This is a genomic window from Streptomyces nigra (genome assembly GCF_003074055.1).
Classification (GTDB): Bacteria; Actinomycetota; Actinomycetes; order Streptomycetales; family Streptomycetaceae; genus Streptomyces; species Streptomyces nigra.
The window spans coordinates 763555-787490 of sequence record NZ_CP029043.1 but is presented as its reverse complement, the minus strand read 5'-3'; the positions used below and the strand labels follow the sequence as shown (position 1 = coordinate 787490).

The following is a 23936-nucleotide window of genomic DNA, read 5'->3' as shown; positions in this document are numbered from 1 at the left end:
GCGCCGCGGGCGTTCTGCGAAGCCGTCGGATTCCGATTACGCTGCGTTGCAAAGGTCACAGTTCAAAGCGCTTGCTTAGCGGGAACGAACTGGGTGTACTGACGAGTAATATCTCGCTCGGAGCGCGGGTCGCCCCGATCGGGATCGGCCACTTGGGGCGCCTATGCTGCCTGCAAGAGGCAGCAGAGAAATGTCGACGCAGTAGGAGAGCCGGCGTGAGCTTGAGGATCGTTGTCACCGTGAAGTACGTGCCCGACGCCACTGGCGACCGGCACTTCGCCGATGACCTGACCGTCGACCGGGACGACGTGGACGGTCTGCTCTCCGAGCTCGACGAGTACGCCGTCGAACAGGCGCTGCAGATCTCCGAGAACTCCGACGACGACGTCGAGGTCACCGTCCTGACGGTCGGCCCCGAGGATGCCAAGGACGCCCTGCGCAAGGCGCTGTCCATGGGTGCCGACAAGGCCATCCACGTCGAGGACGACGACCTGCACGGCACCGACGCCATCGGCACCTCCCTGGTGCTGGCCAAGGCGATCGAGAAGGCCGGCTACGACCTGGTCGTCTCCGGCATGGCCTCCACCGACGGCACCATGGGCGTCGTCCCGGCCCTGCTGGCCGAGCGCCTGGGCGTCCCGCAGGTCACCCTGCTGTCCGAGGTCACCGTCGAGGACGGCACCGTCAAGGGCCGCCGTGACGGCGACGCCGCCTCCGAGCAGCTGGAGGCCTCCCTGCCGGCCGTCGTGTCCGTCACGGACCAGTCGGGCGAGGCGCGCTACCCGTCCTTCAAGGGCATCATGGCCGCCAAGAAGAAGCCGGTGGAGTCCTGGGACCTGTCGGACCTCGACATCGAGGCCGAGGAGGTCGGTCTCGAGGGCGCCTACACCGTCGTCGACGGCGCGGCCGAGCGTCCGGCCCGTACCGCCGGCACGATCGTCAAGGACGAGGGCGAGGGCGGCAAGCAGCTCGCCGAGTACCTCGCGAGCCAGAAGTTCGTCTAAGGCTCGACACGCCGACCGCCCCTCAACTTCGTTTCGCAGGAGAGCAATCCCATGGCTGAAGTTCTCGTCTACGTCGACCACGTGGACGGCGCCGTCCGCAAGCCCACCCTGGAGCTGCTGACGCTGGCCCGCCGCGTCGGCGAGCCCGTCGCCGTCGCGCTGGGCAACGGCGCCGGTGACACCGCCGCCACCCTCGCCGAGCACGGCGCCGTCAAGGTCCTCACCCACGAGGCCGCCGAGTACGCCGACTACCTGGTCGTGCCCAAGGTCGACGCCCTCCAGGCCGCCGTCGAGGCCGTCTCCCCGGCCGCCGTCCTCGTGCCGTCCTCCGCCGAGGGCAAGGAGATCGCCGCCCGTCTGGCGCTGCGCATCGGCTCCGGCATCATCACCGACGCCGTCGACCTCGAGGCCGGCGACGAGGGCCCGGTGGCCACCCAGTCGGTGTTCGCCGCCTCCTTCACCACCAAGTCCCGTGTCTCCAAGGGCACCCCGGTCATCACGGTCAAGCCGAACTCGGCCGCCGTGGAGGCCGCTCCGGCCGCCGGTGCGGTCGAGGCCCTCTCCGTGACCTTCTCCGCCGCCGCGACCGGCACCAAGGTCACCGCGCGCACGCCGCGTGAGTCGACCGGCCGTCCTGAGCTGACCGAGGCCGCGATCGTCGTCTCCGGCGGCCGTGGCGTCAACGGCGCCGAGAACTTCGCGATCATCGAGGCGCTCGCCGACTCGCTCGGCGCGGCCGTCGGCGCCTCGCGTGCCGCGGTCGACGCCGGCTGGTACCCGCACACCAACCAGGTCGGCCAGACCGGCAAGTCGGTCTCGCCGCAGCTGTACATCGCCTCCGGCATCTCCGGCGCGATCCAGCACCGCGCGGGCATGCAGACCTCGAAGACGATCGTGGCGATCAACAAGGACGCCGAGGCCCCGATCTTCGAGCTGGTCGACTACGGCGTCGTCGGCGACCTGTTCGACGTCGTGCCGGCCCTGACCGAGGAGATCAACGCCCGCAAGGGCTGATCTCCCACCGGCTGCGCCCGAGGCCCCCGTGACCGTTTCCGACGGTCACGGGGGCCTCGTGCGTCCGATGATGGGAGGGAGGCGGGCGGACCGCCGCCCGTGGACACGGTGTTGACCAGCCGGAAGGACTCCGGATACCGTCATTCAACGGATTGTTGATTCCGTATCGCGGAAGCGGAGGGTGTGGGAATGGGCCAGCAGGAGAAGGTGACGACGAGCCTCGCGGGTGCCGTCAGCGAGGAGATCGACGCCTCCCTCGCCCCGGTCGACGCCGAGCTGGAGCGCCGCTACCCCGGTGATCCCGGCACCCGTCAGCCCGTCCACACCGTCTACGTCCCCGGCGACGTCTTCGCCGCCGACACCGTAGGCACCTGGGGCGACCGGGCGCTCGCCTCGCTCGACGAACACGCCCCGGACGCCGCGTCCTTCGCGGCCGCGCTCGGCCTCTGCGACGACCTCGCCGAGCCGGTGTACAGCCGGGTCCGCGCCAAGCTGGAACGCGAGCCCGTGGAAGACCTGCGGGTCGACTTCGAGGACGGCTACGGGCCCCGCCCCGACACCGAGGAGGACGAGACCGCCGGCCGAGCGGCCCGGCTGATCGCCCAGGCCTACCGGGACGGGACGGCCGCCCCGTACATGGGCATCCGTATGAAGTGCATGGAGGCGCCCGTACGTGCCCGGGGCATCCGCACCCTCGACATCTTCCTCACCGGCCTGATCGAGGCCGGCGGGCTGCCCGGCGGACTGCTCCTCACCCTGCCCAAGGTCACCTATCCCGAGCAGGTCACCGCCATGGTGCGCCTGTTGGAGGCGTTCGAGAAGGCCCACGGCCTGGACGCCGGCCGGATCGGCTTCGAGATCCAGATCGAGACCAGCCAGGCCATCCTCGCCGCCGACGGCACCGCCACCGTCGCCCGTATGATCCAGGCCGCCGAGGGACGTGCCACCGGACTGCACTACGGCACCTTCGACTACAGCGCCTGCCTCGGCGTCTCCGCCGCGTACCAGGCCGGCGACCACCCGGCCGCCGACCACGCCAAGGCCGTCATGCAGGTCGCTGCGGCCGGCACCGGCGTCCGCGTCTGCGACGGCTCGACGAACGTCCTGCCCGTCGGCCCGGCCGAGAAGGTCCACGCGGCCTGGCGGCTCCACTACGGCCTCACCCGCCGCGCGCTCGCCCGCGCCTACTACCAGGGCTGGGACATGCACCCCGGCCACCTCCCCACCCGGTACGCGGCCGTCTTCGCCTTCTACCGCGAGGGCTTCGAACAGGCCGCCGCCCGTCTCGCCCGCTACGCCAACCGGGCCGGCGGCGACGTCATGGACGAGCCCGCCACCGCCAAGGCACTGAGCGGCTATCTGCTGCGCGGGCTGGACTGCGGGGCTCTGGACATCGGAGAGGTGGCCCGACTGACCGGGCTGACGCGTGCCGATCTGGAGGGGTACGCGTCGCCTCGGCGCGGCGATCTGACGGCTTCGGGAAGCTGAAGCGGGTGCCGGCCGGCGGGGTCGCGTGACCGCTGCGCGGCCGGGGCATCGGCGAGGTGGTTCGGCTCCTCGGGCTGACCCGTGCGAGACGGGGGAGGGGTACGCGTCGCCTCGGCGCGGCGGCCTGACGACATCGGTAAGCTGACGTCGCCGCCGTTCGGGCGGGTCGCGTCGGCGCACGTACGCCGTTGTTCGCGCCCCCGGGCGCCCGGCCCTCGGTCGCCCACGCCGTCACACGCGCCCCGTAGGCTGTACGGCACGCAAGGACGGGCCACAGGACGGGGTTGCGGGTGTCTTCGGGGGAGAACGGACAGGTGGAGGAGCCCGGCAGGCTGCTGGCCGGACGCTATCGGGTGGTGGCACAGCTCGGACGCGGCGGCATGGGGGTCGTCCGGCGGGCGGTCGACGAGGTCCTCGGCCGTGAGGTGGCCGTCAAGGAACTCCGTACCTTCTCCGACGCCGGCGGTCCCGAACTCGCCGATCTGCGGCTGCGGATGCGGCGCGAGGCCCGCGCGGCGGCCCGGATCCGGCACCCCGGCGTCGTCGCCGTGCACGACATCGCCGAGGTCGACGGCCGTCCACTCATCGTCATGGAACTCGTGGACGGACCCTCGCTGGAGGCGGTGCTGCGCGAACGCGGCACCCTCGACCCGTACGAGGCGGCCCGCATCGGCGCCAAGGTCATGGACGCGCTGGCCGCCGCCCACCGGGCCGGTGTCCTGCACCGGGACGTCAAGCCCGGCAACATCCTGCTGGAGACCTCCGGCCGTGTCGTCCTCACCGACTTCGGCATCGCGACGATGGACGACCCTGGCGACGGCTCCGCGACCCAGCTGACCCGCACCGGTCAACTCGTGGGCTCTCTCGACTACCTGGCGCCCGAGCGGGCCCAGGGCGCCGAGCCGGGACCCTCCTCGGACGTCTGGGCGCTCGGCGCCACGCTGTACGCCGCCGTCGAGGGCTCGGCGCCCTTCCGGCGCACCTCGACCTTCTCCACGCTCACCGCCATCGTCGGCGAGCCCCTGCCCGCGCCGCGCCGGGCCGGGCCCCTCGCCCCGGTCCTGGAACGCCTGCTGGACAAGCGCCCCGAGTCCCGCCCCGAGGCCGAGGAGGCCCGCGACCTCCTCCAGACGGTGGCGGACGCCGGCACGGACACCCCGACGACGGCGTTGCGGGGGCCCTCGGTGGCGGCGGACACCTCCGGCGCCCCGGCCGGTGACGGTGTTCCTGCCTCCGGGCTGCCGGGCGCTCCCCGCTTCGGAGTCGGCGGGCAGGACGCCGACGGGCCCACGGCATCGCAGGGCTTCGGGGCCGCCGCCCAGGACGGTCCTACGGCCCCGGGCCATGGGCCTGTCGACCCAGGGCAGCAGCCGTACCCCGGACCGCACAACCCCAGCTCCACCAGCCCCCTCGCCCCCTCCTCCGGTTCACGCTCCCGCCGTCGCGTGCTGCTCGCCGCCGCTGCCGTCGCCCTCGTCCTCGCCGTGAGCGGGACGACCGTCGCCCTGCTCAGCAACCGCGACGGCAAGTCCGGGACCGAATCGGCGGGGACCGCGTCCCCCACGACCACCGGCCCGTCCGTACGGGCCAACGGCAGCCAGGAGACCGGCCGTACGGGCGACGCCGGGCTGACCGAGCGGGACGAGGCGGCCTCGTCCGACCCCACCGGCGACGAGAGCCGGTCAGCCGACCGGAAGCCCTCCGAGCGGCCCGACGACGCCACCCCCAGTAGGACGGCGGGCGGTGCCCCCGGCGCGGGCGACGACGGCGAGGGCGAGGGCGACGGCGGGCCGACGGGCGGGGGCGACGACCCCTCCACGCCCGCCGCGGCCTGCCACCCCATCGGCGGCGGCAAGTACAACTGCGAGGTCTGGAGGACGGCGGACTCCTACACCGCCGCCGGCGCCAAGGCGGGCATCCTCAACGCGGGCACCAACTACTTCTACTGCCAGCAGAACCTCGGCCGTCGCGAGACGTCCGGCCGCTGGACGAACGTCTGGTGGGCGAAGACCGACGACGACAGCGGCAACACCGGTGTCTTCGTCAGCGACGTCTACATCAAGGGCGGCGACAACGACGAGCCGGTGCCGGGCCTCCCGGTCTGCTGACCTCGGCCCCGGACGGCCGTACGGCTCAGACGTACGGCTCGAGCCCCGACGGCGTCACCAGCTTCTCGCGCGCGAACACCTCTGTGCCGAGCGCGCACAGGCGTATGTCCGCACGCACCCGGGCGCTGAACTCCTCCGGGGTGACCCCGAACAGCTCCCTCAACCGAACCGACCCCGACAGCAGTTCGGTGAGCAGCGGCCGCTGGCCGGGGTGGGTGCGCGGGGCGCCGGTGCCGTCGTGCAGGACGCCGTGGCGGTTGACGTAGACGTGGGCGCCGGGGAGTGACGTGCCGTCGGCCAGGACGATCCCTACGTCCGGCGCGGGCAGCCAGGCGCGGGCGTAGTTGCCGTCGGGCCGGGGCACGCCCTCGCTGGCGTCGATCACCGCGAGCTGTTCGTCGTCCAGCCAGGTCAGGAACAGTTCGGTGACCCGGCCGGGCGCGAGGAACGGCGCGGCGGCCAGATAGCCGAGGCGGCTCACATGCGCGGAGACGCCCACCGCGAGTCCCGTCACCCGCGTCTTCACCAGGGGCACCGGCGAGTCGATCCCGAACGCCTCCATCTTCCGGCGCAGTTGGGCGGGGCAGGCGTTGGAGCCCACGGCGAGGACCGGGGTCCGCCCGTCGTGCACCAGGCGGTCCAGGGGCAGCAGCAGATCACCGTCGAGGAGCGCGGAGTCGTTCGGCCAGGCGCCCGGGTAGAGCAGCGGATGGTCGTGGGGCGACTCGGCCAGGCCCAGCGCCTCCAGCGTGCGGCCGCCGTCCCCGGTCCTCGCCTCCGCCCGCCCGGACGCGCCGTCCATCCCCGCTCAGCTCTCGGGCGGCAGCTCGCCGGAGCCGCGGGTGACGAGGCGGGTCGGCAGCTCGATGCGCTCGGGGGCGACCAGCGTGCCGTCCAGCTGGCTGAACAGCCGCTCGGCGGCGGTGCGGCCGAGGGCGGCGGCGTCCTGCGCGACCACGGTGACACCGGGCTGCAGCAGATCGGCGAGCTCGATGTCGTCGAAGCCCACGAGGGCGACCCGGCGGCTCTGCGCGGCCAGGACCCGGATGACGGTGACGGTCACCCGGTTGTTGCCGGTGAAGATCGCGGTGACGGGGGAGGGCCCGGTGAGCATGTCCTCCGCGGCCCGGCGCACCCGATCCGGGTCCGTCACCCCGAGCGACATCCAGGCGTCCTCGACCGGTATCCCGGCGTCCTCCATGGCGGCCCGGTAGCCGCGCAGCCGCTCGGCGGCCGTGTGGATGCGGGGCATGTCGCCGATGAAGCCGATCCGGCGGTGCCCGTGGGCGATCAGGTGGGCGACGCCGTCGCGGGCGCCGCCGAAGTTGTCGGACAGGACGCAGTCGGCGTCGATCTGCCCCGCCGGACGGTCCACGAACACGGTCGCGACGCCGGCCTTCAGCTCGGGCTCCAGATACCGGTGGTCGTCACCGGCCGGGATGACCACCAGGCCGTCCACGCGCCGTGCGCACAGCGCGAGCGCCAGCTCCTGCTCACGGTCCGGGTCCTCGGCGCTGGAGCCGTTGATGAGCAGGGCGCCGTGCGCCCGGGCCACCTCCTCCACCGCCCGGCTCAGCGGACCGTAGAAGGGGTCCGCGAGATCCTCCAGGACCAGTCCGATACTCGCCGTACGGCCCTTGCGCAGCACCCGGGCGCTGTCGTTGCGGCGGAAGCCGAGGGCGTCGATGGCCTCCTGGACGCGGCGCTCCGTCTCCGGTGTGACTCCGGGCTCCCCGTTGACCACGCGCGAGACGGTCTTCAGACCGACTCCGGCACGCGCGGCGACGTCCTTCATGGTCGGACGGTTGCCGTAGCGGCTCTCGGGAAGTCGGTCGGATCGGCGGATGGTCTCGGGCACGATGCGGTGTCCTGTCCTGTTCTCGTCCACGGAGCTGCGGCGGTCCATGGGCTTGTATGAGGATGTGGCGTCGAGCATAGAGCCTGGACAACGTTGTCAGATCCGGGAGACACTGTCCACCGCAATCTCCGGCCTGCGCCCCCACCGCCAGACCGGCGCGTCCGATTCCCGTCGTGGGCGGGAGTTCCGAATGGTTGACGGGGAGAACTGAATCAGATGCACAACGACCTCGTGGCTGCGCTCGACATCGGCGGCACCAAGATCGCCGGAGCGCTGGTGGACGGTCACGGCACCATCGCCGTCCGGGCGCAGCGCCCGACCCCGGCGCAGGAGGACGGCGAGACCGTGATGCGGGCCGTCGAGGAGGTCGTCCAGGAGCTCGCCGCCTCGCCGCTGTGGGGGCAGGTCGCGGCGCTCGGGATCGGCAGCGCGGGACCGGTGGACGCCTCGGCGGGCACCGTCAGCCCCGTGAACGTCCCCGGCTGGCGCGGCTACCCGCTGGTGCGCCGGGTCAGGGAGGCGACCGGCGGGCTGCCCGTCGAGCTGATCGGCGACGGCGTGGCCATCACCGCCGCCGAGCACTGGCTGGGCGCCGCCCAGGGGCACGACAACGCGCTGTGCATGGTGGTCTCCACGGGTGTCGGCGGCGGTCTGGTGCTGGGCGGGCGGCTGCACCCCGGGCCTACCGGCAACGCCGGTCACATCGGCCACATCAGCGTGGATCTCGACGGTGACCTGTGCCCGTGCGGCGCGCGCGGCTGCGTGGAGCGCATCGCGAGCGGCCCGAACATCGCCCGCCGGGCCCTGGACGCCGGCTGGCGACCGGGCCCGGACGGCGACACCTCCGCCGCCGCGGTGGCCGCCGCCGCACGGGAGGGCGACCCCGTCGCCGTGGCCTCCTTCGAGCGGGCCGCGCGGGCCCTGGCCGCCGGGATCGCGGCCACCGCGACCCTCGTCGAGATCGACATCGCGGTGATCGGCGGGGGCGTCGGCAAGGCGGGCGACGTGCTGTTCGCACCGCTGCGCAAGGCACTCGCCGACTACGCCACGCTCTCCTTCGTCCAGCGCCTGACCGTCGCGCCCGCGCGCATGGGCACCGACGCGGGGCTGGTCGGCGCCGCCGCGGCCGCGCTGGCCGGCCGGACGGGCGTGGCGGCGGCGGGAGTCTGAACCGACCCCCCGGGGGCGCCATCGGCGATGGCCGCCAATGTTTTGAACACGTTCAACAATGGGCTAGGGTCGACCTCGGGCGATGAGAGGGGACCCCATGAAGATCGTGATTCCCGGTGGCACCGGGCAGGTCGGCACCATGCTGAACCGTGCGCTGAGCGCGGCCGGTCACGAGGTCGTCGTCCTGACCCGGCGTCCGGGCCGGGCCGGCGAGGTCGGCTGGGACGGTACGACGCTGGGGGCGTGGGCCGCGGAGATCGACGGCAGCGACGTCGTCGTCAACCTGGCCGGGCGCAGCGTCAGCTGCCGCTACACCGCGCCCAACCTCAAGGCGATGATGGACTCGCGGGTCCGCTCGACCGAGGTCGTCGGCGAGGCGATCGCGGGCGCCGCCCGGCCGCCGCGGGTCTGGCTGCAGATGAGCACGGCCACCGTGTACGCCCACCGCTTCGACGCGCCCAACGACGAGGCGACCGGCGTCATCGGCGGCCAGGAGCCCGACGTGCCGGGCTACTGGTCCTACAGCGTCGACATCGCCAAGGCGTGGGAGCGGGCCCTGGACGAGGCCGACACCCCGGACACCCGCAAGGTGGCCCTGCGCGCCGCGATGGTGATGAGCCCGGACCGGGGCGGGGTCTTCGACGTCCTTCTGCGGCTGGTGCGCCTGGGGCTCGGCGGTCCCGTCGCGGGCGGCCGGCAGTACGTCTCCTGGATCCACGAGCACGACTTCGTCCGTGCCGTCGAGTACCTGATCGCCCGGGACGACCTGTCCGGGCCGGTCAACCTCGCAGCCCCGGAGCCGCTTCCGCAGCGCGCCTTCATGAGCGCCCTGCGCTCCGCCGCGCACGTCCCCGTCGGCCTGCCCGCCACGAAGGCGATGGCCGAGATCGGCGCCTTCGCCCTGCGCTCCGACACCGAACTGCTGCTCAAGAGCCGCCGGGTGCTCCCCGGCCGACTCCTCGACACCGGCTTCGACTTCACCCACCCGACGTGGCCGGAAGCGGCGAGGGAACTGCTGGCGCGGCGTGCTTCGGTGCGGCGCGGGGCAGGGATCGGACCGTCGTCCGATCGGTCCCGGGCGGGGGCGTAACCGCCGGACCCTGCCGAGTGGTCGGAGGCGGCCGAGGGGCTCCTGCGGCGGCGCGTGAGGCCGGGTGTGGGGCGAGGCCGCCGACGCCGTCGGGAGCGGGCGCGGGGGCCTCGGGTGGACGGAGGGCCGGCCGTCGTCCGATCCCTCCCGGTCCTGGGCGTGACCGGTGGGGCGTTTTGGCAGTTGGACCGGGCATGAAGAAGCGCAGCATGCTCGCCATCGCCTCCCTGGCCACCGGATTCGTCGTCGCCGCCGTCACCCCGTCGCACTCGGCGGAGCCGGCGGGCCCTCCCGGCACCGGCAACGGCGCCCCCGACACCGGGCTGCCCGGTCTCACCGGCGGGCAGATCAAGGCCGCCGGGCTGGACATGAGCGGCAAGAAGATCGACGGGCTCGGCACGACCGGTGCGACCAAGCTGGCCGGGGTCGACGTCGATCAGGCCCTGGACACCTTCGGCAAGGCCGTGAACCGCGAAGCGGACCGGGCCGTGAACGACGCCCCGCACGGCACCTCGGGGAAGAAGGGCTGACGAGCCCCGCCGACCCGCCCGCACGGCGCCGTACCCCGCACCCGAGCGGAGGGCGGCGCCGTCGTCATGCGCCCTCTCCTGGGAGTGGTTTCCGTGGCAGTGTGGAGCGGGCAAGCCACAGGGGGCCAACAGAAGAGGGGGAAACGTGATCGTCTGGATCAACGGCGCGTTCGGTGCGGGGAAGACCACCACCGCACGGGAGCTGATCGAGCTGATCCCGAACAGCACGCTCTTCGACCCCGAGGTCATCGGCGCGGCGCTCAGCCATCTGCTGCCACCCAAACACCTGGCCGAGGTCGGCGACTTCCAGGACCTGCCGATCTGGCGGCGCCTGGTGATCGACACCGCGGCGGCGCTGCACGCCGAGCTCGGCGGGACGCTCGTGGTCCCCATGACCCTGCTCCGCCAGGAGTACCGCGACGAGATCTTCGGCGGTCTCGCCGCTCGCCGGATCACCGTCCAGCATGTCCTCCTCGCCCCGGCGGAAACGATCCTGCGCGCCCGGATAGCGGGCCGGGACATCCCGCCCGACGCGTCCGACGGCGAGATACGCGTCCGGCAGTGGTCCTACGACCACATCGAGCCCTACCGTGCCGCGCTCGCCGCGTGGCTCGTGGCGGACGCCCACCCGGTCGACAACAGCTACCTGACGCCGTACGAGACCGCCGTGCGGATCGCCGGGGCGGTCGGCAGCGGCGAGGTGCCCGTCTGCGACATCGTGCAGACGCCGGAGCCCACCGCAGAGACCCTCGCCGCCGGGGTGCTCCTCTTCGACGAACGGGACCGCGTCCTGCTGGTCGACCCCACGTACAAGGCCGGCTGGGAGTTTCCCGGCGGTGTCGTCGAACCCGGTGAGGCGCCCGCGCGCGGCGGTATGCGCGAGGTCACCGAGGAGACCGGGATACGGCTCCAGGACGTGCCGCGGCTCCTGGTGGTCGACTGGGAGCGGCCCGAGCCGCCCCGCTACGGCGGTCTGCGGCTGCTGTTCGACGGCGGCAGGCTGGACTCCACCGACGCCGAACGGCTGGTGCTGCCCGGCCCCGAGCTACGGGAGTGGCGCTTCGTCACCGAGACCGAGGCCGCCGACCTGCTGCCCCCGGTGCGCTACGAGCGGCTGCGCTGGGCGCTACGGGCCCGCGAGCGAGGGGCGGCCCTGTACCTGGAGGCGGGCACCCCCGCACCGTCCTGAACCGGCGGGGCCTCACCGCCCTGACCGGGCGGGGGCACCAGGCGTGCCCCCGACCCGGACGCGCTCAACTCCCCGCGTAGTTCCGCAGGAACAGGGCCTCCGTCACCGACAGGCGCTCCAGCTCCTGCGGGGACACGCTCTCGTTCACGGCGTGGATCTGAGCCTCCGGCTCGCTCAGGCCGATCAGCAGGATCTCCGCCTCCGGGTACAGCGCGGCGAGCGTGTTGCACAGCGGGATCGAGCCGCCCTGCCCGGCGTACTGCATCTCCTCGCCCGGGTAGGCCACCGCCATCGCGTCGGCCATCGCCCGGTACGCCGGGCTGGTCGTGTCGGCGCGGAACGCCTGGCCCTGCCCGATCTGCTCGGTGCTCACCCGCGCGCCCCACGGGGTGTGGGCCTCCAGATGGGCCTGAAGAAGCTTGGTCGCGTGGGCCGCGTCCACGCCCGGCGGCACCCGCAGGCTCACCAGCGCGCGGGCGCTCGCCTGCACGGACGGGGTGGCGCCGACCACCGGCGGGCAGTCGATGCCGAGGACCGTCACGGCCGGGCGGGCCCAGATCCGGTCGGCGACCGTGCCGGAGCCGATCAGCTCCACCCCGTCCAGCACCTTGGCGTCGGCGCGGAACTGCGCCTCGTCGTACTGCAGCCCCTCCCAGGACGACTCCCCGGTCAGCCCGTCGACCGTCGTCGAGCCGTCCTCGGCGCGCAGCGAGTCCAGTACGCGGATCAGCGCGCCCAGCGCGTCGGGCGCGGCCCCGCCGAACTGACCGGAGTGCAGGTTCCCGGCGAGGGTGTCGATCTGCACGCGGACCATCGTCATTCCGCGCAGCGTCGTCGTGACCGTCGGCAGGCCGACCCGGAAGTTGCCCGAGTCGCCGATCACGATGGTGTCGGCCTTCAGCAGCTCGGGGTGCGCCTCGGCGTACCGCTCCAGGCCGCCGGTGCCCATCTCCTCGGAACCCTCGGCGATCACCTTCACGTTGACCGGGACGCCGCCGTCCGCCTTCAGCGCGCGCAGCGCCAGCAGATGCATGATCACGCCGCCCTTGCAGTCGGCGGCGCCGCGTCCGTACCACCGGCCGTCGCGCTCGGTCAGCTCGAAGGGCGGGGTGCTCCACCCGGCCTCGTCCAGCGGGGGCTGCACGTCGTAGTGGGCGTACAGCAGCACGGTCTTCGCGCCCTCGGGGCCCGGCAGATACCCGTACACCGACTGCGTGCCGTCGGGGGTGTCCAGCAGGGCGACGTCCTCGAAGCCCTCGGCGCGCAGCGCGTCGGCCACCCAGCGGGCCGCCCCCTCGCTCTCGCTCCGCGGGAACTGGTCGAAGTCCGCCACCGACTTGAAGGCCACCAGTTCGGTGAGCTCCGCCTTCGCCCTCGGCATCAGCGAGGCGACGGTCTCGGCGACCGGAATCGACGACATGGGCACGCTCCTTGTGGGTGCGACGTTGTACGCGTGAGTGCTGTGATCCTCCCACAGTGGCCTGCGACGACGCCCGCCGTAGGATGCGGGGGGTCAGCATCGGGCGGCGAACAGAGCGGAGCAGTAGGCCATCGTGAGCAGCGAGAACTCTTCGGCGGACGACGTGCGGCAGGTGTGGGACGTCGTCGTGGTGGGAGCGGGTCCGGCGGGGGCCTCGGCCGCCTACGCGGCGGCGGTCGCCGGGAGGCGCGTCCTGCTGCTGGAGAAGGCGGAGCTGCCCCGGTACAAGACGTGCGGCGGAGGCATCATCGGCCCCTCGCGCGACTCCCTCCCGCCCGGTTTCGACCTCCCGCTGCGCGATCGCGTGCACGCGGTGACCTTCACGCACAACGGCCGCTTCGCCCGCACCCGCCGCTCCCGGCAGACGCTGTTCGGGCTGGTCAACCGCCCCGAGTTCGACCAGGCGCTGGTCGAGCACGCGCAGAAGGCCGGCGCCGAGCTGCGCACCGGCGTCACCGTGCAGCGCGTCGAGCAGCACGGCTCGGCCGTGCCGGACCGCCGCTGTGTCGCCCTCGTCCTGCAGGGCGGAGAGACCGTGCTCGCCCGTGCCGTGGTGGGCGCGGACGGCAGCGCCAGCCGCATAGGGGCGCATGTCGGGGTGAAGCTCGGCCAGGTCGACCTCGGTCTGGAGGCGGAGATCCCGGTGCCGGAGACGGTCGCCGAGGACTGGAAGGGGCGGGTGCTCATCGACTGGGGCCCGATGCCCGGGAGTTACGGCTGGGTCTTCCCCAAGGGTGACACCCTCACCGTCGGGGTCATTTCCGCCCGCGGTGAAGGCGCCGCGACCAAGCGGTACTTGGAGGAGTTCATCGGGCGGCTCGGGCTCGCCGGGTTCGAACCGAGCATCTCCTCCGGACATCTGACGCGCTGCCGCGCGGACGACTCGCCGCTCTCGCGCGGGCGGGTCCTGGTCTGCGGGGACGCGGCGGGCCTGCTGGAGCCGTGGACCCGCGAGGGCATCTCCTTCGCACTGCGGTCGGGCCGGCTGGCGGGGGAGTGGGCGGTCCGGATCGCCGAGGCGCACGACGCCGTCGACACCCGGCGCCAGGCGCTGAACTACGCGTTCGCCGTCAAGGCGGGCCTCGGCGTGGAGATGAGCGTCGGCAAGCGGCTGCTGACGGTGTTCGAGCGCCGCCCCGGCCTCTTCCACGCGGTGCTGACCGGGTTCCGGCCGGCCTGGAAGGCGTTCATGGACATCACCCGGGGGACGACGACCCTGGCCGAGATCGTCCGCACCCATCCGATGGCCCACCGCGCCCTGAGCGCGCTGGACCGCCGCCAGGCGCCCGCGGACGAGCAGCCGACCTCCTGACGGCGCCGGGGCGCCACCCGCGCCGCCCCCGTCATCCGTCGACCGTGATCCGGAAGACGGGGTGGTCGGGGGCGCAGGCCACGATCTCCTCGTCGGTGGACTTCGCGGTCACGCCCTGGAAGTACTGGTTGACCTCCCAGCCCCACTTCTCCAGGTAGGTCCGCAGGATCGGGAGCTTCTCCTCGTCGGGGAGCTCCACCGCGGTGAACGTCCGCAGCTTGCGCCCGACCCGCAGCTCCCCGCCGCCGGCGACGCGCATGTTGCGCACCCACTGGGAGTGCCCGCGCGCCGAGACGAGGTACTGCGCGCCTTCGTACTGGTGCGGGTTGACCGGGATGCGCTGCATCTTGCCGCTCTTGCGGCCGCGCACGGACATCTCCGCCGTGCCCGCGATGCTCAGGCCGTGCCGGGCGAGCCAGCCGACGACGTTGTTGAAGCGGACGGCGAGCGGGCTGCCCTTGAGGTAGTACGGCGACGACGACATGGTGACCCCTTGGATCGGACGGAGAACCATCTGGCTCCGCGACTCCGAGAGCACTGCTCTCGCTTGAGAGCAGTGTGCACGAGGATGGCGATCCAAAGCAAGAGCAGTGCTCTCGAATGTGTGCACTGCTCTGTTCTCGTGGGAGACTGCACGGCATGAGCAGCACCGCACAGGGCGCCCGCGCCCGCGCCAGGACGGAAGTCACCGCCGCCATCAAGGAGGAGGCGCGCAGACAGCTCGCGGCGGAGGGCGCCGCACGGCTGTCGCTGCGTGCCGTCGCCCGTTCCCTCGGCATGGTCTCCTCCGCGCTCTATCGCTACTTCCCGAGCCGCGACGACCTGCTGACCGCACTCATCATCGACGCCTACGACTCCCTCGGCGAGGCCGCCGAGGGGGCGAACGAACGGGTCGCGGACGCCGAGCCGCTCGAGCGCTGGACGGCGGTCGCGGAGGCCGTCCGCCTCTGGGCGCTGGAGCACCCGCACGAGTACGCGCTGATCTACGGATCGCCGGTGCCCGGCTACACCGCCCCCGTCACCACGGTCCCACCGGCCTCCCGCGTCGGACTGTTGTTCATCGGCATCGTCCGCGACGCCCACCACGAGGGCGTCCTGGCCGACGCCCCCGAACTGCCGGACGACCTGACCGCCGAGGCCGGGCGCATGGCCGCCGACCTCGCCCCCGACCTGCCCCCGGCGACGGTCGTGGCCCTCATCGCCGCCTGGTCCGAGCTGTTCGGTCTGGTCGGCTTCGAGCTGTTCGGCCAGTTCAACAAGGTCGTCGAGGACCGGCGCCCGTTCTTCCGGCACGGGGCGATCCGTATCGCCCACGAGGTCGGCCTGCGCTGACCCGCCGGCCCACCCGTACTTCCCGGGGAGTACGCGTGATCGCCACGCGCGGGTGACGCCGCGCCCTGGTCCGCGCGTCTAGCGTGGCCACCATGGACGAGCAGCAGGCACACCGGCCCGGCGGTCCACCGACGGGGTGGCGCCACGGGCCGCCGCCGTGGAACCGCTGGGACGACGGCGTGCGCGGCCCGCGCCGGCCGTGGCGCTCCACCGTCCTGGTGACGGCGTTCGTGCTGGTCGGTTCCTCCTTCGCGGCCCGTGGCCAGCACGAGGACCGCCTGGACCTCGACCCCTTCGCACGGGTGCTGCTCGTCGTGGCGTCGGCCCTGCTGCTGTGGCGCAAGCGGTACCCGGTGCCCGTGGCCTTCGGCACCGCGGCCGCCGTCACGGTCTATCTGGCCGCCGGCTATCCGTACGGCCCTGTCTTCCTCACCGTGGCGGTGGCCTGCTTCAACGCCGTCGTCACCGGGCACCGGTGGGCCGGCTGGACGGCGATCGGGGCGGTGTGGGCCGGGCACGTCCTCGTGGGGCACTGGCTGTACCGGTGGCTGCCGCCGTCCGGGGACGGGGCCGCGCCCTGGGAGCAGGAAGGTGTGGTCGCCGCCTGGGTCGTGGCGGTCGTGGCGGTGTCGGAACTGGCGCGGGTCCGCCGGGAGCAGTGGGCGAAGGAGCGCGCCGAGCGGGCCCAGGCGGCCCGGCGGCGCGCCGACGAGGAGCGGCTGCGGATCGCCCGCGAGCTGCACGACGTCCTCGCCCACAGCATCTCCGTCATCAACGTCCAGGCCGGGGTCGGCCTCGCGCTTCTCGACACCGACCCCGAGCAGGCGCGCACCGCGCTCACCACCATCAAGGCCCAGAGCAAGGAGGCGCTCGGCGAGGTCCGCCAGGTCCTCGACACCCTCCGCACGCCCGGCGACGCCCCGCGCGCTCCGGCCCCGGGTCTCGCCCGTCTGCCCGAACTCGTGTCCCAGGCGGCGGGTGCCGGGCTCACCGTCGAGGTCGAGGGCGAGCCGCCACGGCTTCCCCCGGGCACGGATCTGGCGGCCTTCCGGATCGTCCAGGAGGCCCTCACCAACGTCGTACGGCACTCGGGGGCGCGGCGCGCGCGGGTGCGGTTCGAGCAGGCGGACGGGGCGACGCTGCGGTTGTGCGTGGACGACGACGGGCCCGCGACCGGCGCCGACGCGGGCGGCAGCGGCAACGGGCTGGCCGGAATGCGGGAGCGTGCCGCCGCGCTCGGTGGCACGATCGAGGCGGGTCCGCGCGGCGACGGCGGTTTCCGCGTGCTGGCCGTCGTGCCGCTCACGACGTCGAAACGGGCGAAGAACACGACCCCTCAGGAGGAGGACCGGTGATCCGCGTACTGCTCGCCGACGACCAGTCGCTCGTGCGGGCCGGTTTCCGGGCGCTGCTCGACGCGCAGCCCGACATCGAGGTCGCCGGGGAGGCCGCCGACGGCGAGGAGGCCGTCCGCTCGGTGCGCGAACTGCGGCCGGACGTCGTGCTGATGGACATCCGGATGCCCGTGCTCGACGGGCTCGCCGCGACCCGCCGGATCACCGGGGACAGCGCGCTGGAGGACGTGAAGGTGGTCATGCTCACCACCTTCGAACTGGACGAGTACGTCTTCGAGGCGATCCGCTCCGGCGCCTCCGGCTTCCTGGTGAAGGACACCGAGCCGGACGAACTCCTGCGCGCGGTCAGGGCGGTGGTCGACGGCGACGCGCTGCTGTCGCCGGGGGTGACCCGGCGGCTCATCGCCGAGTTCGCGGCCCGCTCCAAGGAGCCCGCGGCCGCCGACGCCCTCGCCCGGCTGACCGAACGGGAACGCGAGGTGATGGCGCTGGTCGGCATCGGCCTGTCCAACGAGGAGATCGCCCGCCGCCTGGTGGTCAGCCCGCTCACCGCGAAGACCCACGTCAGCCGCACGATGGTGAAGCTGGGCGCCCGCGACCGGGCCCAACTGGTGGTGCTGGCCTACGAGTCCGGGCTGGTCCGGCCCGGCTGGCTGGGCTGAGCGCCCGGCCGGAACCGCATCAGCACGCTCACGACCCGGACGACGAACAGCACGGCGGCGACGGTGGCGCCCACACCCACGAGGGCGCGGCGCACCCCGTCCGGCAGGTCGAAGACGAACACCGGTCCCACGACCGCGCCGAACACCACGGCCGCCGCGAACACCGCGCTGCACAGCGCGTATACGATCTCGACGGTGATCGCGTCCCGCTCGGCCTGACCGCGCCGTCCCCCGTGGTCACTCATGGGGCGAGTCTCACACCGGAGCCGGGCCGGAACAAGCGGGCCCTCGGCTCACGCCGCGCCCGGCCGCTCCGGCACCGCGCGCCCCGTCCCGGCCCCGATGAGCGTGGCGATCGCCGCCAGCAGGGCGACGCTGGTGAGGGCGACGGGAAGGGAGAACCAGTCCGCCATGAACCCGATGGCGGGCGGCCCGAGCAGCATGCCGCTGTAGCCGAACGTGGAGGCCAGGGCCACGCCGCTCGGCCCGGCGACCGTGCCGGCGCGTTCGACGGCCACGGGGAAGAGGTTGGCGAGGCCCAGCCCGGTGACCGCGAAGCCCAGAAGGGCCGCCCACAGGGAGGGGGCGAGGGAGCCGAGCAGCATCCCGAGGGCGGCGGTCGCGCCGCCCGCGACGACGGTCCGGGTGTGGCCGAGCCGTTCGAGCAGGGTCGTGCCGGTGAGCCGGCCGACCGTCATGGACAGCGCGAAGAGGGTGTAGCCGAGGGCGGCGACGCCGGGCGCGGCACCGAGGTCGTCCTCCAGGTGCAGCGCTCCCCAGTCGGCCATGGCCCCTTCGCCGTACGCCGTGCAGCCGGCGATCAGCCCGAAGACGATCACGAGGCGGCGGGTGCGCGGGTCCTTGCGACCGGGCGTGGCGCTCGGACGGCCGGGGGCGGCGGTGACCGGCGGGGCGTGCCGCAGCAGGGTGCGGCCCGCGACGGCGGTGACGACCAGACCGATGACGGTGAGGGCCAGCAGATGCCGCGTGGGGGAGAGGGAGCCGGCGACCAGTCCGCCGAGTCCGGCGCCGGCCATGCCGCCGAGGCTGAACGCCGCGTGGAAGCTGGGCATGACGGGCCGCCCCAGGGCGGTCACCAGGTCGACGGCCGCACTGTTGAAGGCCACGTTGATACTGCCGTAGGCGGCGCCGAAGAGCAGGAGCACCAGGCCGAGGGCGAGTGCGGAGTGGGTCAGCGGGGGCAGGGCGACACTGAGGCAGAGCAGGACCGCGCAGACGACGGTCACCTGGTGGCTGCCGTAGCGGCGGCACAGGCGGCCGGTGAACACCATGGTGACGACGGCCCCGGCCGACACCCCGAGGAGGGCAAGACCGAGCGCGCTGGCGGAGGCGCCCGTCTGCTCCTTGATGGCGGGGATGCGGACCACCCAGCCCGCGAAGAGGAAGCCGTCGAGGGCGAAGAAGACGGTGATGGCGATCCGGAGACGGCCGAGCGGGCTGAGGGGGCGGGGCACGACGCTGTGCGCCCGCGATTTGTTTATTTGCGGCACAAAAGCAGGCTAGGCGGGGTCCAGGGATGCGGCAAGGGCTGCTCACCTGTGCGTTCGCCGGATCACACGCCTCAGGGGGCGGCGGTGAGGTAGCCGCCCATGGAGGTGAAGTACTCGGTCGCGGGCAGTTCGCGGCCGTCCTCGGTGCGGACCCGGGTGATCGCCAGGCCGTGGTTGCGGCCGGCGCGGGCGTCGGCGCCGGCGACGATCACCACGCCGTCGCCCTCGCGGTAGAAGACGCGCCCGGGGGTGCCGCCGTAGCGCCCCTCGGAGACGACGGCGGACAGCACCTCGAGCCGCCTGCCCCGGTGGAAGGTGAAGGCGCTGGGATACGGCTCGGACTGGGCGCGCACCAATCGTTCCAGGTCCTCGGCGGGCCAGGTCCAGTCCATGCGGCTGTCCTCGACGGACCGCTTGTGGAAGAAGCTGGCCCGGGAGCGGTCCTGTGGTGTGAACCGTGTCTGTCCCGAGGCGATGAGGTCGAGGGCGCCGAGGGTGACCGGGGCGATGAGGCCGACGGTCCGGTGGAACAGGTCGGTGGCGGTGTCCCGTGGCCCGACCGGGACCGCCTCCTGGCGCACGATGTCACCGGCGTCCAGCTCCTCGTCCATGAGGTGCGCGGTGACGCCCACCTCGGACTCGCCGTTGATCAGCGCCCAGATCAGCGGGGAGAAGCCGGCGTACTTCGGCAGCAGCGAGTCGTGCACGTTCAGGGTGCCGTGGCGCGGGAGTCCGAAGACCTTCGGAGGGATCCAGGTGCGCCAGTTGTTCGCCACGATGATGTCCGGGTCGGCCTCCTTCAGGCGGGCCAGGAGGTCGTCGTCGTCCGGGCGGTCGCGGATCAGGACCGGCACGCCGTGTTCCTCGGCGAGGTCGGCGACGGAGTCGTTCCAGATCTTCTCGTAGGCGTGCTCGCTCTTCGGGTGGGTGACGACCAGGACCACGTCGTGCTCGGAGTCGAGGAGGGCCCGCAGGGTCCGGTGCCCCCACGTCTGGTATCCGAACATGACGACCCGCATGGAGTTCCTCCTCGGAGCAGGGGCTGGTCGTCGCTAGTAAAGCGAGGCTTACCTAACTCGTCAACGGGGCCTATTCTGCGGCCTGTTGAACGCTTTCGCGCACAAGTACCCCTCTGGACAGGCCGCCTGACGTGAGCTTAGCCTTACCTAAGTTCCGGGCGGCCCCGGCGTGCCCGAGCTGTCGTACTTCCCCGCTGCACGTCAATGGCGGCCTGCCTCCGCAGGGCCGCCGCCCCGCACGATGGGAGTGACATGGCACAGGCTCGTCCCGGCGGCACCCCCACCATCCACGACGTCATCGGCATCGGCTTCGGGCCGTCCAACGTGGCCATGGCGATCGCGCTCAGCGAGCACAACGCCGGCCCCGGCGGGCTGCCGCTCCGCGCCCACTTCTTCGAACAGCAGCCGCGCTTCGGATGGCACCGGGGCATGCTCATCGACGACGCCACCATGCAGGTCTCGTTCCTCAAGGACCTGGTGACGCTGCGCAACCCCGCCAGCGACTACAGCTTCGTCTGCTACCTCAAGAGCAGGGGCCGGCTGATCGACTTCATCAACCACAAGAGCCTCTTCCCGCTGCGGATCGAGTTCCACGACTACTTCGAGTGGGCCGCCGCCCGCGTCGACGACCTCGTCTCCTACGGCCATGAGGTCGTCGGTGTCATGCCCGTCCTGCGCGACGGCGTCGTGGAGCACCTGGACGTCACCGTCCGGTCGGCGCAGGGGCTCGCCGTGCACCGCGCCCGCAACCTCGTCCTCGGCACCGGTCTGCGTCCCCTGATGCCGGACGGCGTGGAACGCTCCGACCGGCTGTGGCACACCTCCGAACTCCTCGGCCGGGTCGCCGCGTGGGAAGGCCCGCCGCCCGGGCGGGTCGTCGTGGTCGGCGCCGGGCAGAGCGCCGCCGAGAACGTCGCCTATCTGCACCGCCGCTTCCCGGACGCCGAGATCTGCGCCGTCTTCTCGCGCTACGGCTACAGCCCCGCCGACGACAGCGGCTTCGCCAACCGGATCTTCGACCCGGAGGCCGTGGACGCCTTCTACACCGCGCCGGAGAGCGTCAAACGCCGGCTGATGGACTACCACGGCAACACCAACTACTCCGTGGTGGACATCGACCTGATCGACGACCTGTACCGGCAGATGTACCGGGAGAAGGTGCTCGGCACCGAGCGCCTGCGCTTCCTCAACGTCTCCCGGCTCACCGACGTCAAGGAGACCGAGGACGACAGGGTAAGCGCCACGGTCACCTCCCTCGTCACCGGCGAGGAGACCCGGCTGGACGCCGACGTCGTCGTGTTCGCCACCGGTTACGGCCCGGCCGACCCGGTGGGGCTGCTCGGCGAGGTGGCGGACCACTGTCTGCGCGACGACGAGGGCCGCGTCCGCGTCGAACGCGACTACCGCGTCGCGACCGACGACTCCCTGCGCTGCGGCATCTACCTCCAGGGCGGCACGGAACACACCCACGGCATCACCTCCTCGCTGCTCTCCAACACCGCCGTCCGCGTGGGCGAGATCCTCGACTCGCTCCTCGACCGTGACCCCGGCCCGGCACCCGAAGGGCCCCGCGCGGTCGTCGACGGCACCGGCAGGCCCGCCCGGTAGACACACGCCGGCCCGGCCCCACGGAGCGGAGGGACGACCCACGTCCAGATGAACGCCACAGCCGAACGCACGGCGACCCAGCGCATGACCCCGATCCGCGGCAGGCGGGTGGGCGGACTCGCCGTGCTCGGCGCGGTCCTGGTGACGGCCGCCGCGGTGTCCCTGGCGGTCGGGGCGCGGGCGCTGACCCCGGCCGAGGTGTGGCACGGGCTGTTCGCGGCGCCGGACCCCGACCAGCGGCTCACCGAGATCCGGCTGATCGTGCGGACGGTCCGGGTGCCGCGCACGGTGCTCGCGATCGTGGCGGGCGTCGCCCTCGGGGTCGGCGGCGCCCTGATCCAGGGCCACACCCGCAACCCGATCGCCGACACCGGTCTGCTCGGGGTCAACGCCGGAGCGTCCTTCGCCGTGGTCACGGTGACCGCCGTGTTCGGGCTGTCCGGCCCGTTCCAGTACCTCTGGTTCGCCTTCCTGGGCGCCGCGCTCGCCGGAGTCGTCGTCTTCGGGCTGGCGAGCCTCGGCCGGGGCGCGGGCCATCCGCTGACCCTCGCCCTCGCCGGGCAGGGCGTCGCCGTCTTCCTCGCGGCCATGACCACCGCCGTCGCGCTGTCGGACCAGAAGTCGCTGAACGCGCTGCGGTTCTGGAACGCCGGCTCCGTGGCCGGCGTCGGCTTCGACGTCATCGGACCGGTGAGCGCGTTCGTCGCGGCCGGTCTGCTGCTCGCGTTCGTCACCCTGCCCGCCGTGAACCTGCTCAACCTGGGCGAGGACGTGGCGCGCGGCCTCGGCGTCGACGTCGCGCTGAGCCGGACCCTCGGCATCGCCGCCATCACCCTGCTCGCGGGCGCGGCGACGGCGGCCTGCGGGCCGATCGCGTTCCTCGGGCTCATGGTGGCGCACCTCGCCCGCTCGCTCACCGGTCCCGACTACCGCTGGCTGGTCCCGTACGCCGGCCTCCTCGGCGCGATCGTGCTGCTGCTCTGCGACAGCGTGGGCCGGCTCGTGGTGCGGCCCGGGGAACTGGACGCCGGGGTGCTCGTCGCGCTGGCCGGCGCCCCGTTCTTCGCGGCGCTGGTGTGGCTCGGAAAGGTGAGGAACACGTGAGCGGGGCGAAGGCGCTGCGATCAGGGCCGCCGGACGCGGCGACGGCGCCGGTGCTGCCCGGCGTCCGGCTCGGCCCGGTGTCGTTCGTGTGGCGGCCCTGGCAGGTCCTGGTCACCCTGCTGCTCGCCGCGGTGACCTTCCTGCTGTTCTGTGTGTCGATCGGCGTCGGGGACTTCCCGATCGCCCTGCCCCGGGTCGTCGCCACCCTCCTCGGCCGGGGCGAGCGGATCGACGAATTCGTGATCACGGACCTGCGGCTGCCGCGCGCCCTGGCCGGTCTCGTCGTCGGTGTGGCGCTCGGGGTGTCCGGGGCGATCACCCAGTCCGTCGCCCGCAACCCGCTGGCCAGCCCGGACATCCTCGGCATCACCGGCGGCGCCGGTGCCACCGCCGTGTTCCTGGTGACGGTCTCGGGCGGTGCCTCCGCAGCCGTCATGAACACGGTCGGGCTGTCCGCGGCGGCCCTCGCCGGGGGTCTCGGCACCGGTCTGCTGGTCTACTTCCTCGCATGGCGGCGCGGCATCGAGGGACTGCGGCTCATCCTCATCGGCCTGTCGGTGAGCGCCGTGATGGAGGCGGTCACCACCTGGCTGCTCACCACGGCCGACATCCGGGACGTGGCCCAGGCCCAAGCCTGGCTCATCGGCTCGCTGGACAACCGGTCCTGGGACGAGGTGCGGCTCGCCCTGTGGGGCACCGTCGTCCTGCTCGCCGTCGTGGCGGCCACCGCCTTCCCGTTCCGCCCCCTGCACCTGGGCGACGACGTGGCGGCCGGACTGGGCGTGCGCTTCGCGGCGGTACGCGCGGTCGTGCTGCTGTGCGCGGTCCTGCTGGCCGGTGTCGCGGTGAGCGCGGCGGGGCCGGTGCCGTTCGTGGCCCTGGTCGCCCCGCAGGTCGCGATGCGCCTGACGCGCTGTCCCACCCCGCCGCTCGCGGCGTCCGCCGTGACGGGCGCGCTGCTGCTGCTCGGCTCGGACCTGGTCGCCCGGACGGCTCTGCCCGTCGGCCTGCCGGTCGGCGTGGTCACGGCGGCGATCGGCGGCCCCTTCCTCGTCCATCTGCTGGTGCGGGCCAATCTGCGCAGGGACGGTACGGCGTGAAC

General features: G+C 73.1%; 21 protein-coding genes and 1 pseudogene. 15 read left to right on the top strand and 7 right to left on the bottom strand.

Annotated elements, in window-relative coordinates; translation table 11 throughout:
• The first annotated feature begins 215 nt into the window (after positions 1–215).
• The 4 genes from DC008_RS03585 (at position 216) to DC008_RS03570 (ending at position 5614) form a co-directional block, all read left to right on the top strand.
• The gene (locus DC008_RS03585) at positions 216–1004 is read left to right on the top strand and encodes an electron transfer flavoprotein subunit beta/FixA family protein (protein WP_108705677.1); all 789 of its coding nucleotides are present in this window, start codon (positions 216–218) and stop codon (positions 1002–1004) included.
• A gap of 51 nt (positions 1005–1055) precedes the next feature.
• Complete coding sequence (locus tag DC008_RS03580; RefSeq protein WP_108705676.1) at positions 1056–2018, top strand: electron transfer flavoprotein subunit alpha/FixB family protein; 963 nt, start codon at positions 1056–1058, stop codon at positions 2016–2018.
• Between the two features lie 189 nt (positions 2019–2207).
• Complete coding sequence (locus DC008_RS03575) at positions 2208–3506, top strand: DUF6986 family protein (protein ID WP_108705675.1); 1299 nt, start codon at positions 2208–2210, stop codon at positions 3504–3506.
• Positions 3507–3796: 290 nt separating this feature from the next.
• Positions 3797–5614, top strand: coding sequence for a serine/threonine-protein kinase (locus tag DC008_RS03570; protein WP_108705674.1), 1818 nt, complete (start codon positions 3797–3799; stop codon positions 5612–5614).
• On the opposite strand, the pseudogene DC008_RS03565 reads toward DC008_RS03570, so the two are convergent.
• Together DC008_RS03565 and DC008_RS03560 are read right to left on the bottom strand one after the other, a co-directional pair.
• Positions 5560–6416, bottom strand: a pseudogene (locus DC008_RS03565) (hypothetical protein). The gene DC008_RS03570 and the pseudogene DC008_RS03565 sit on opposite strands and share 55 nt — an antisense overlap.
• A 6-nt stretch (positions 6417–6422) precedes the next feature.
• On the bottom strand, positions 6423–7472 hold the full coding sequence (locus tag DC008_RS03560; protein ID WP_108710551.1) for a LacI family DNA-binding transcriptional regulator: 1050 nt from the start codon (positions 7470–7472) through the stop codon (positions 6423–6425).
• A 216-nt stretch (positions 7473–7688) separates the two neighbouring features.
• Here DC008_RS03560 and DC008_RS03555 point away from each other — a divergent pair, with 216 nt between their 5' ends.
• The 4 genes from DC008_RS03555 (at position 7689) to DC008_RS03540 (ending at position 11451) form a co-directional block, all read left to right on the top strand.
• Positions 7689–8642, top strand: coding sequence for an ROK family protein (locus tag DC008_RS03555; RefSeq protein WP_108705672.1), 954 nt, complete (start codon positions 7689–7691; stop codon positions 8640–8642).
• 97 nt (positions 8643–8739) lie between these two features.
• Complete coding sequence (locus DC008_RS03550) at positions 8740–9732, top strand: TIGR01777 family oxidoreductase (RefSeq protein WP_108705671.1); 993 nt, start codon at positions 8740–8742, stop codon at positions 9730–9732.
• Positions 9733–9926: 194 nt separating this feature from the next.
• Positions 9927–10262: a hypothetical protein gene (locus DC008_RS03545; RefSeq protein ID WP_235071902.1), complete on the top strand. Its 336-nt coding sequence runs from the start codon at positions 9927–9929 to the stop codon at positions 10260–10262.
• A 145-nt stretch (positions 10263–10407) separates the two neighbouring features.
• A complete protein-coding gene (locus DC008_RS03540) occupies positions 10408–11451 on the top strand; it encodes an NUDIX hydrolase (protein ID WP_108705670.1) in 1044 nt (347 codons plus the stop codon).
• 64 nt (positions 11452–11515) lie between these two features.
• Here DC008_RS03540 and DC008_RS03535 read toward each other — a convergent pair whose 3' ends face one another.
• Positions 11516–12871: a dipeptidase gene (locus tag DC008_RS03535; protein ID WP_108705669.1), complete on the bottom strand. Its 1356-nt coding sequence runs from the start codon at positions 12869–12871 to the stop codon at positions 11516–11518.
• Positions 12872–13004: 133 nt separating this feature from the next.
• Between DC008_RS03535 and DC008_RS03530 the strand changes: the two genes are divergently transcribed.
• The gene (locus tag DC008_RS03530) at positions 13005–14243 is read left to right on the top strand and encodes a geranylgeranyl reductase family protein (RefSeq protein ID WP_108705668.1); all 1239 of its coding nucleotides are present in this window, start codon (positions 13005–13007) and stop codon (positions 14241–14243) included.
• Between the two features lie 31 nt (positions 14244–14274).
• Here DC008_RS03530 and DC008_RS03525 read toward each other — a convergent pair whose 3' ends face one another.
• Positions 14275–14727, bottom strand: coding sequence for a nitroreductase/quinone reductase family protein (locus DC008_RS03525; RefSeq protein WP_108705667.1), 453 nt, complete (start codon positions 14725–14727; stop codon positions 14275–14277).
• Positions 14728–14882: 155 nt separating this feature from the next.
• Here DC008_RS03525 and DC008_RS03520 point away from each other — a divergent pair, with 155 nt between their 5' ends.
• The 3 genes from DC008_RS03520 to DC008_RS03510 all read left to right on the top strand — a co-directional run bounded on the left by DC008_RS03520 (position 14883) and on the right by DC008_RS03510 (position 17592).
• Positions 14883–15575, top strand: coding sequence for a TetR/AcrR family transcriptional regulator (locus DC008_RS03520; protein WP_108705666.1), 693 nt, complete (start codon positions 14883–14885; stop codon positions 15573–15575).
• 92 nt (positions 15576–15667) lie between these two features.
• A complete protein-coding gene (locus tag DC008_RS03515; RefSeq protein ID WP_108710549.1) occupies positions 15668–16930 on the top strand; it encodes a sensor histidine kinase in 1263 nt (420 codons plus the stop codon).
• Positions 16927–17592 (top strand): response regulator transcription factor, encoded by a 666-nt coding sequence (locus DC008_RS03510; RefSeq protein WP_055622205.1) that lies wholly within the window; start codon positions 16927–16929, stop codon positions 17590–17592. The genes DC008_RS03515 and DC008_RS03510 overlap by 4 nt, the downstream gene beginning before the upstream one ends.
• Here DC008_RS03510 and DC008_RS03505 read toward each other — a convergent pair.
• The 3 genes from DC008_RS03505 to DC008_RS03495 form a co-directional block, all read right to left on the bottom strand.
• Positions 17553–17837 carry a DUF6332 family protein gene (locus tag DC008_RS03505; protein WP_108705665.1) on the bottom strand — a complete coding sequence of 95 codons (285 nt, stop codon included), beginning with the start codon at positions 17835–17837 and terminating at the stop codon, positions 17553–17555. The genes DC008_RS03510 and DC008_RS03505 overlap by 40 nt on opposite strands.
• Positions 17838–17885: 48 nt before the next feature.
• Positions 17886–19103 carry an MFS transporter gene (locus DC008_RS03500; RefSeq protein ID WP_208645804.1) on the bottom strand — a complete coding sequence of 406 codons (1218 nt, stop codon included), beginning with the start codon at positions 19101–19103 and terminating at the stop codon, positions 17886–17888.
• A gap of 71 nt (positions 19104–19174) precedes the next feature.
• On the bottom strand, positions 19175–20122 hold the full coding sequence (locus tag DC008_RS03495; RefSeq protein ID WP_108705663.1) for a methionyl-tRNA formyltransferase: 948 nt from the start codon (positions 20120–20122) through the stop codon (positions 19175–19177).
• A gap of 252 nt (positions 20123–20374) precedes the next feature.
• Here DC008_RS03495 and DC008_RS03490 point away from each other — a divergent pair, with 252 nt between their 5' ends.
• The 3 genes from DC008_RS03490 to DC008_RS03480 are packed head-to-tail and all read left to right on the top strand — an operon-like array spanning position 20375 to position 23934.
• Positions 20375–21730 carry a lysine N(6)-hydroxylase/L-ornithine N(5)-oxygenase family protein gene (locus DC008_RS03490; RefSeq protein ID WP_108705662.1) on the top strand — a complete coding sequence of 452 codons (1356 nt, stop codon included), beginning with the start codon at positions 20375–20377 and terminating at the stop codon, positions 21728–21730.
• A gap of 48 nt (positions 21731–21778) precedes the next feature.
• Positions 21779–22834 (top strand): FecCD family ABC transporter permease, encoded by a 1056-nt coding sequence (locus DC008_RS03485; RefSeq protein ID WP_108705661.1) that lies wholly within the window; start codon positions 21779–21781, stop codon positions 22832–22834.
• Entirely contained in the window at positions 22831–23934 is a 1104-nt protein-coding gene (locus tag DC008_RS03480) for a FecCD family ABC transporter permease (protein WP_235071744.1), read from the top strand. The genes DC008_RS03485 and DC008_RS03480 overlap by 4 nt, the downstream gene beginning before the upstream one ends.
• Positions 23935–23936: the final 2 nt, after the last annotated feature.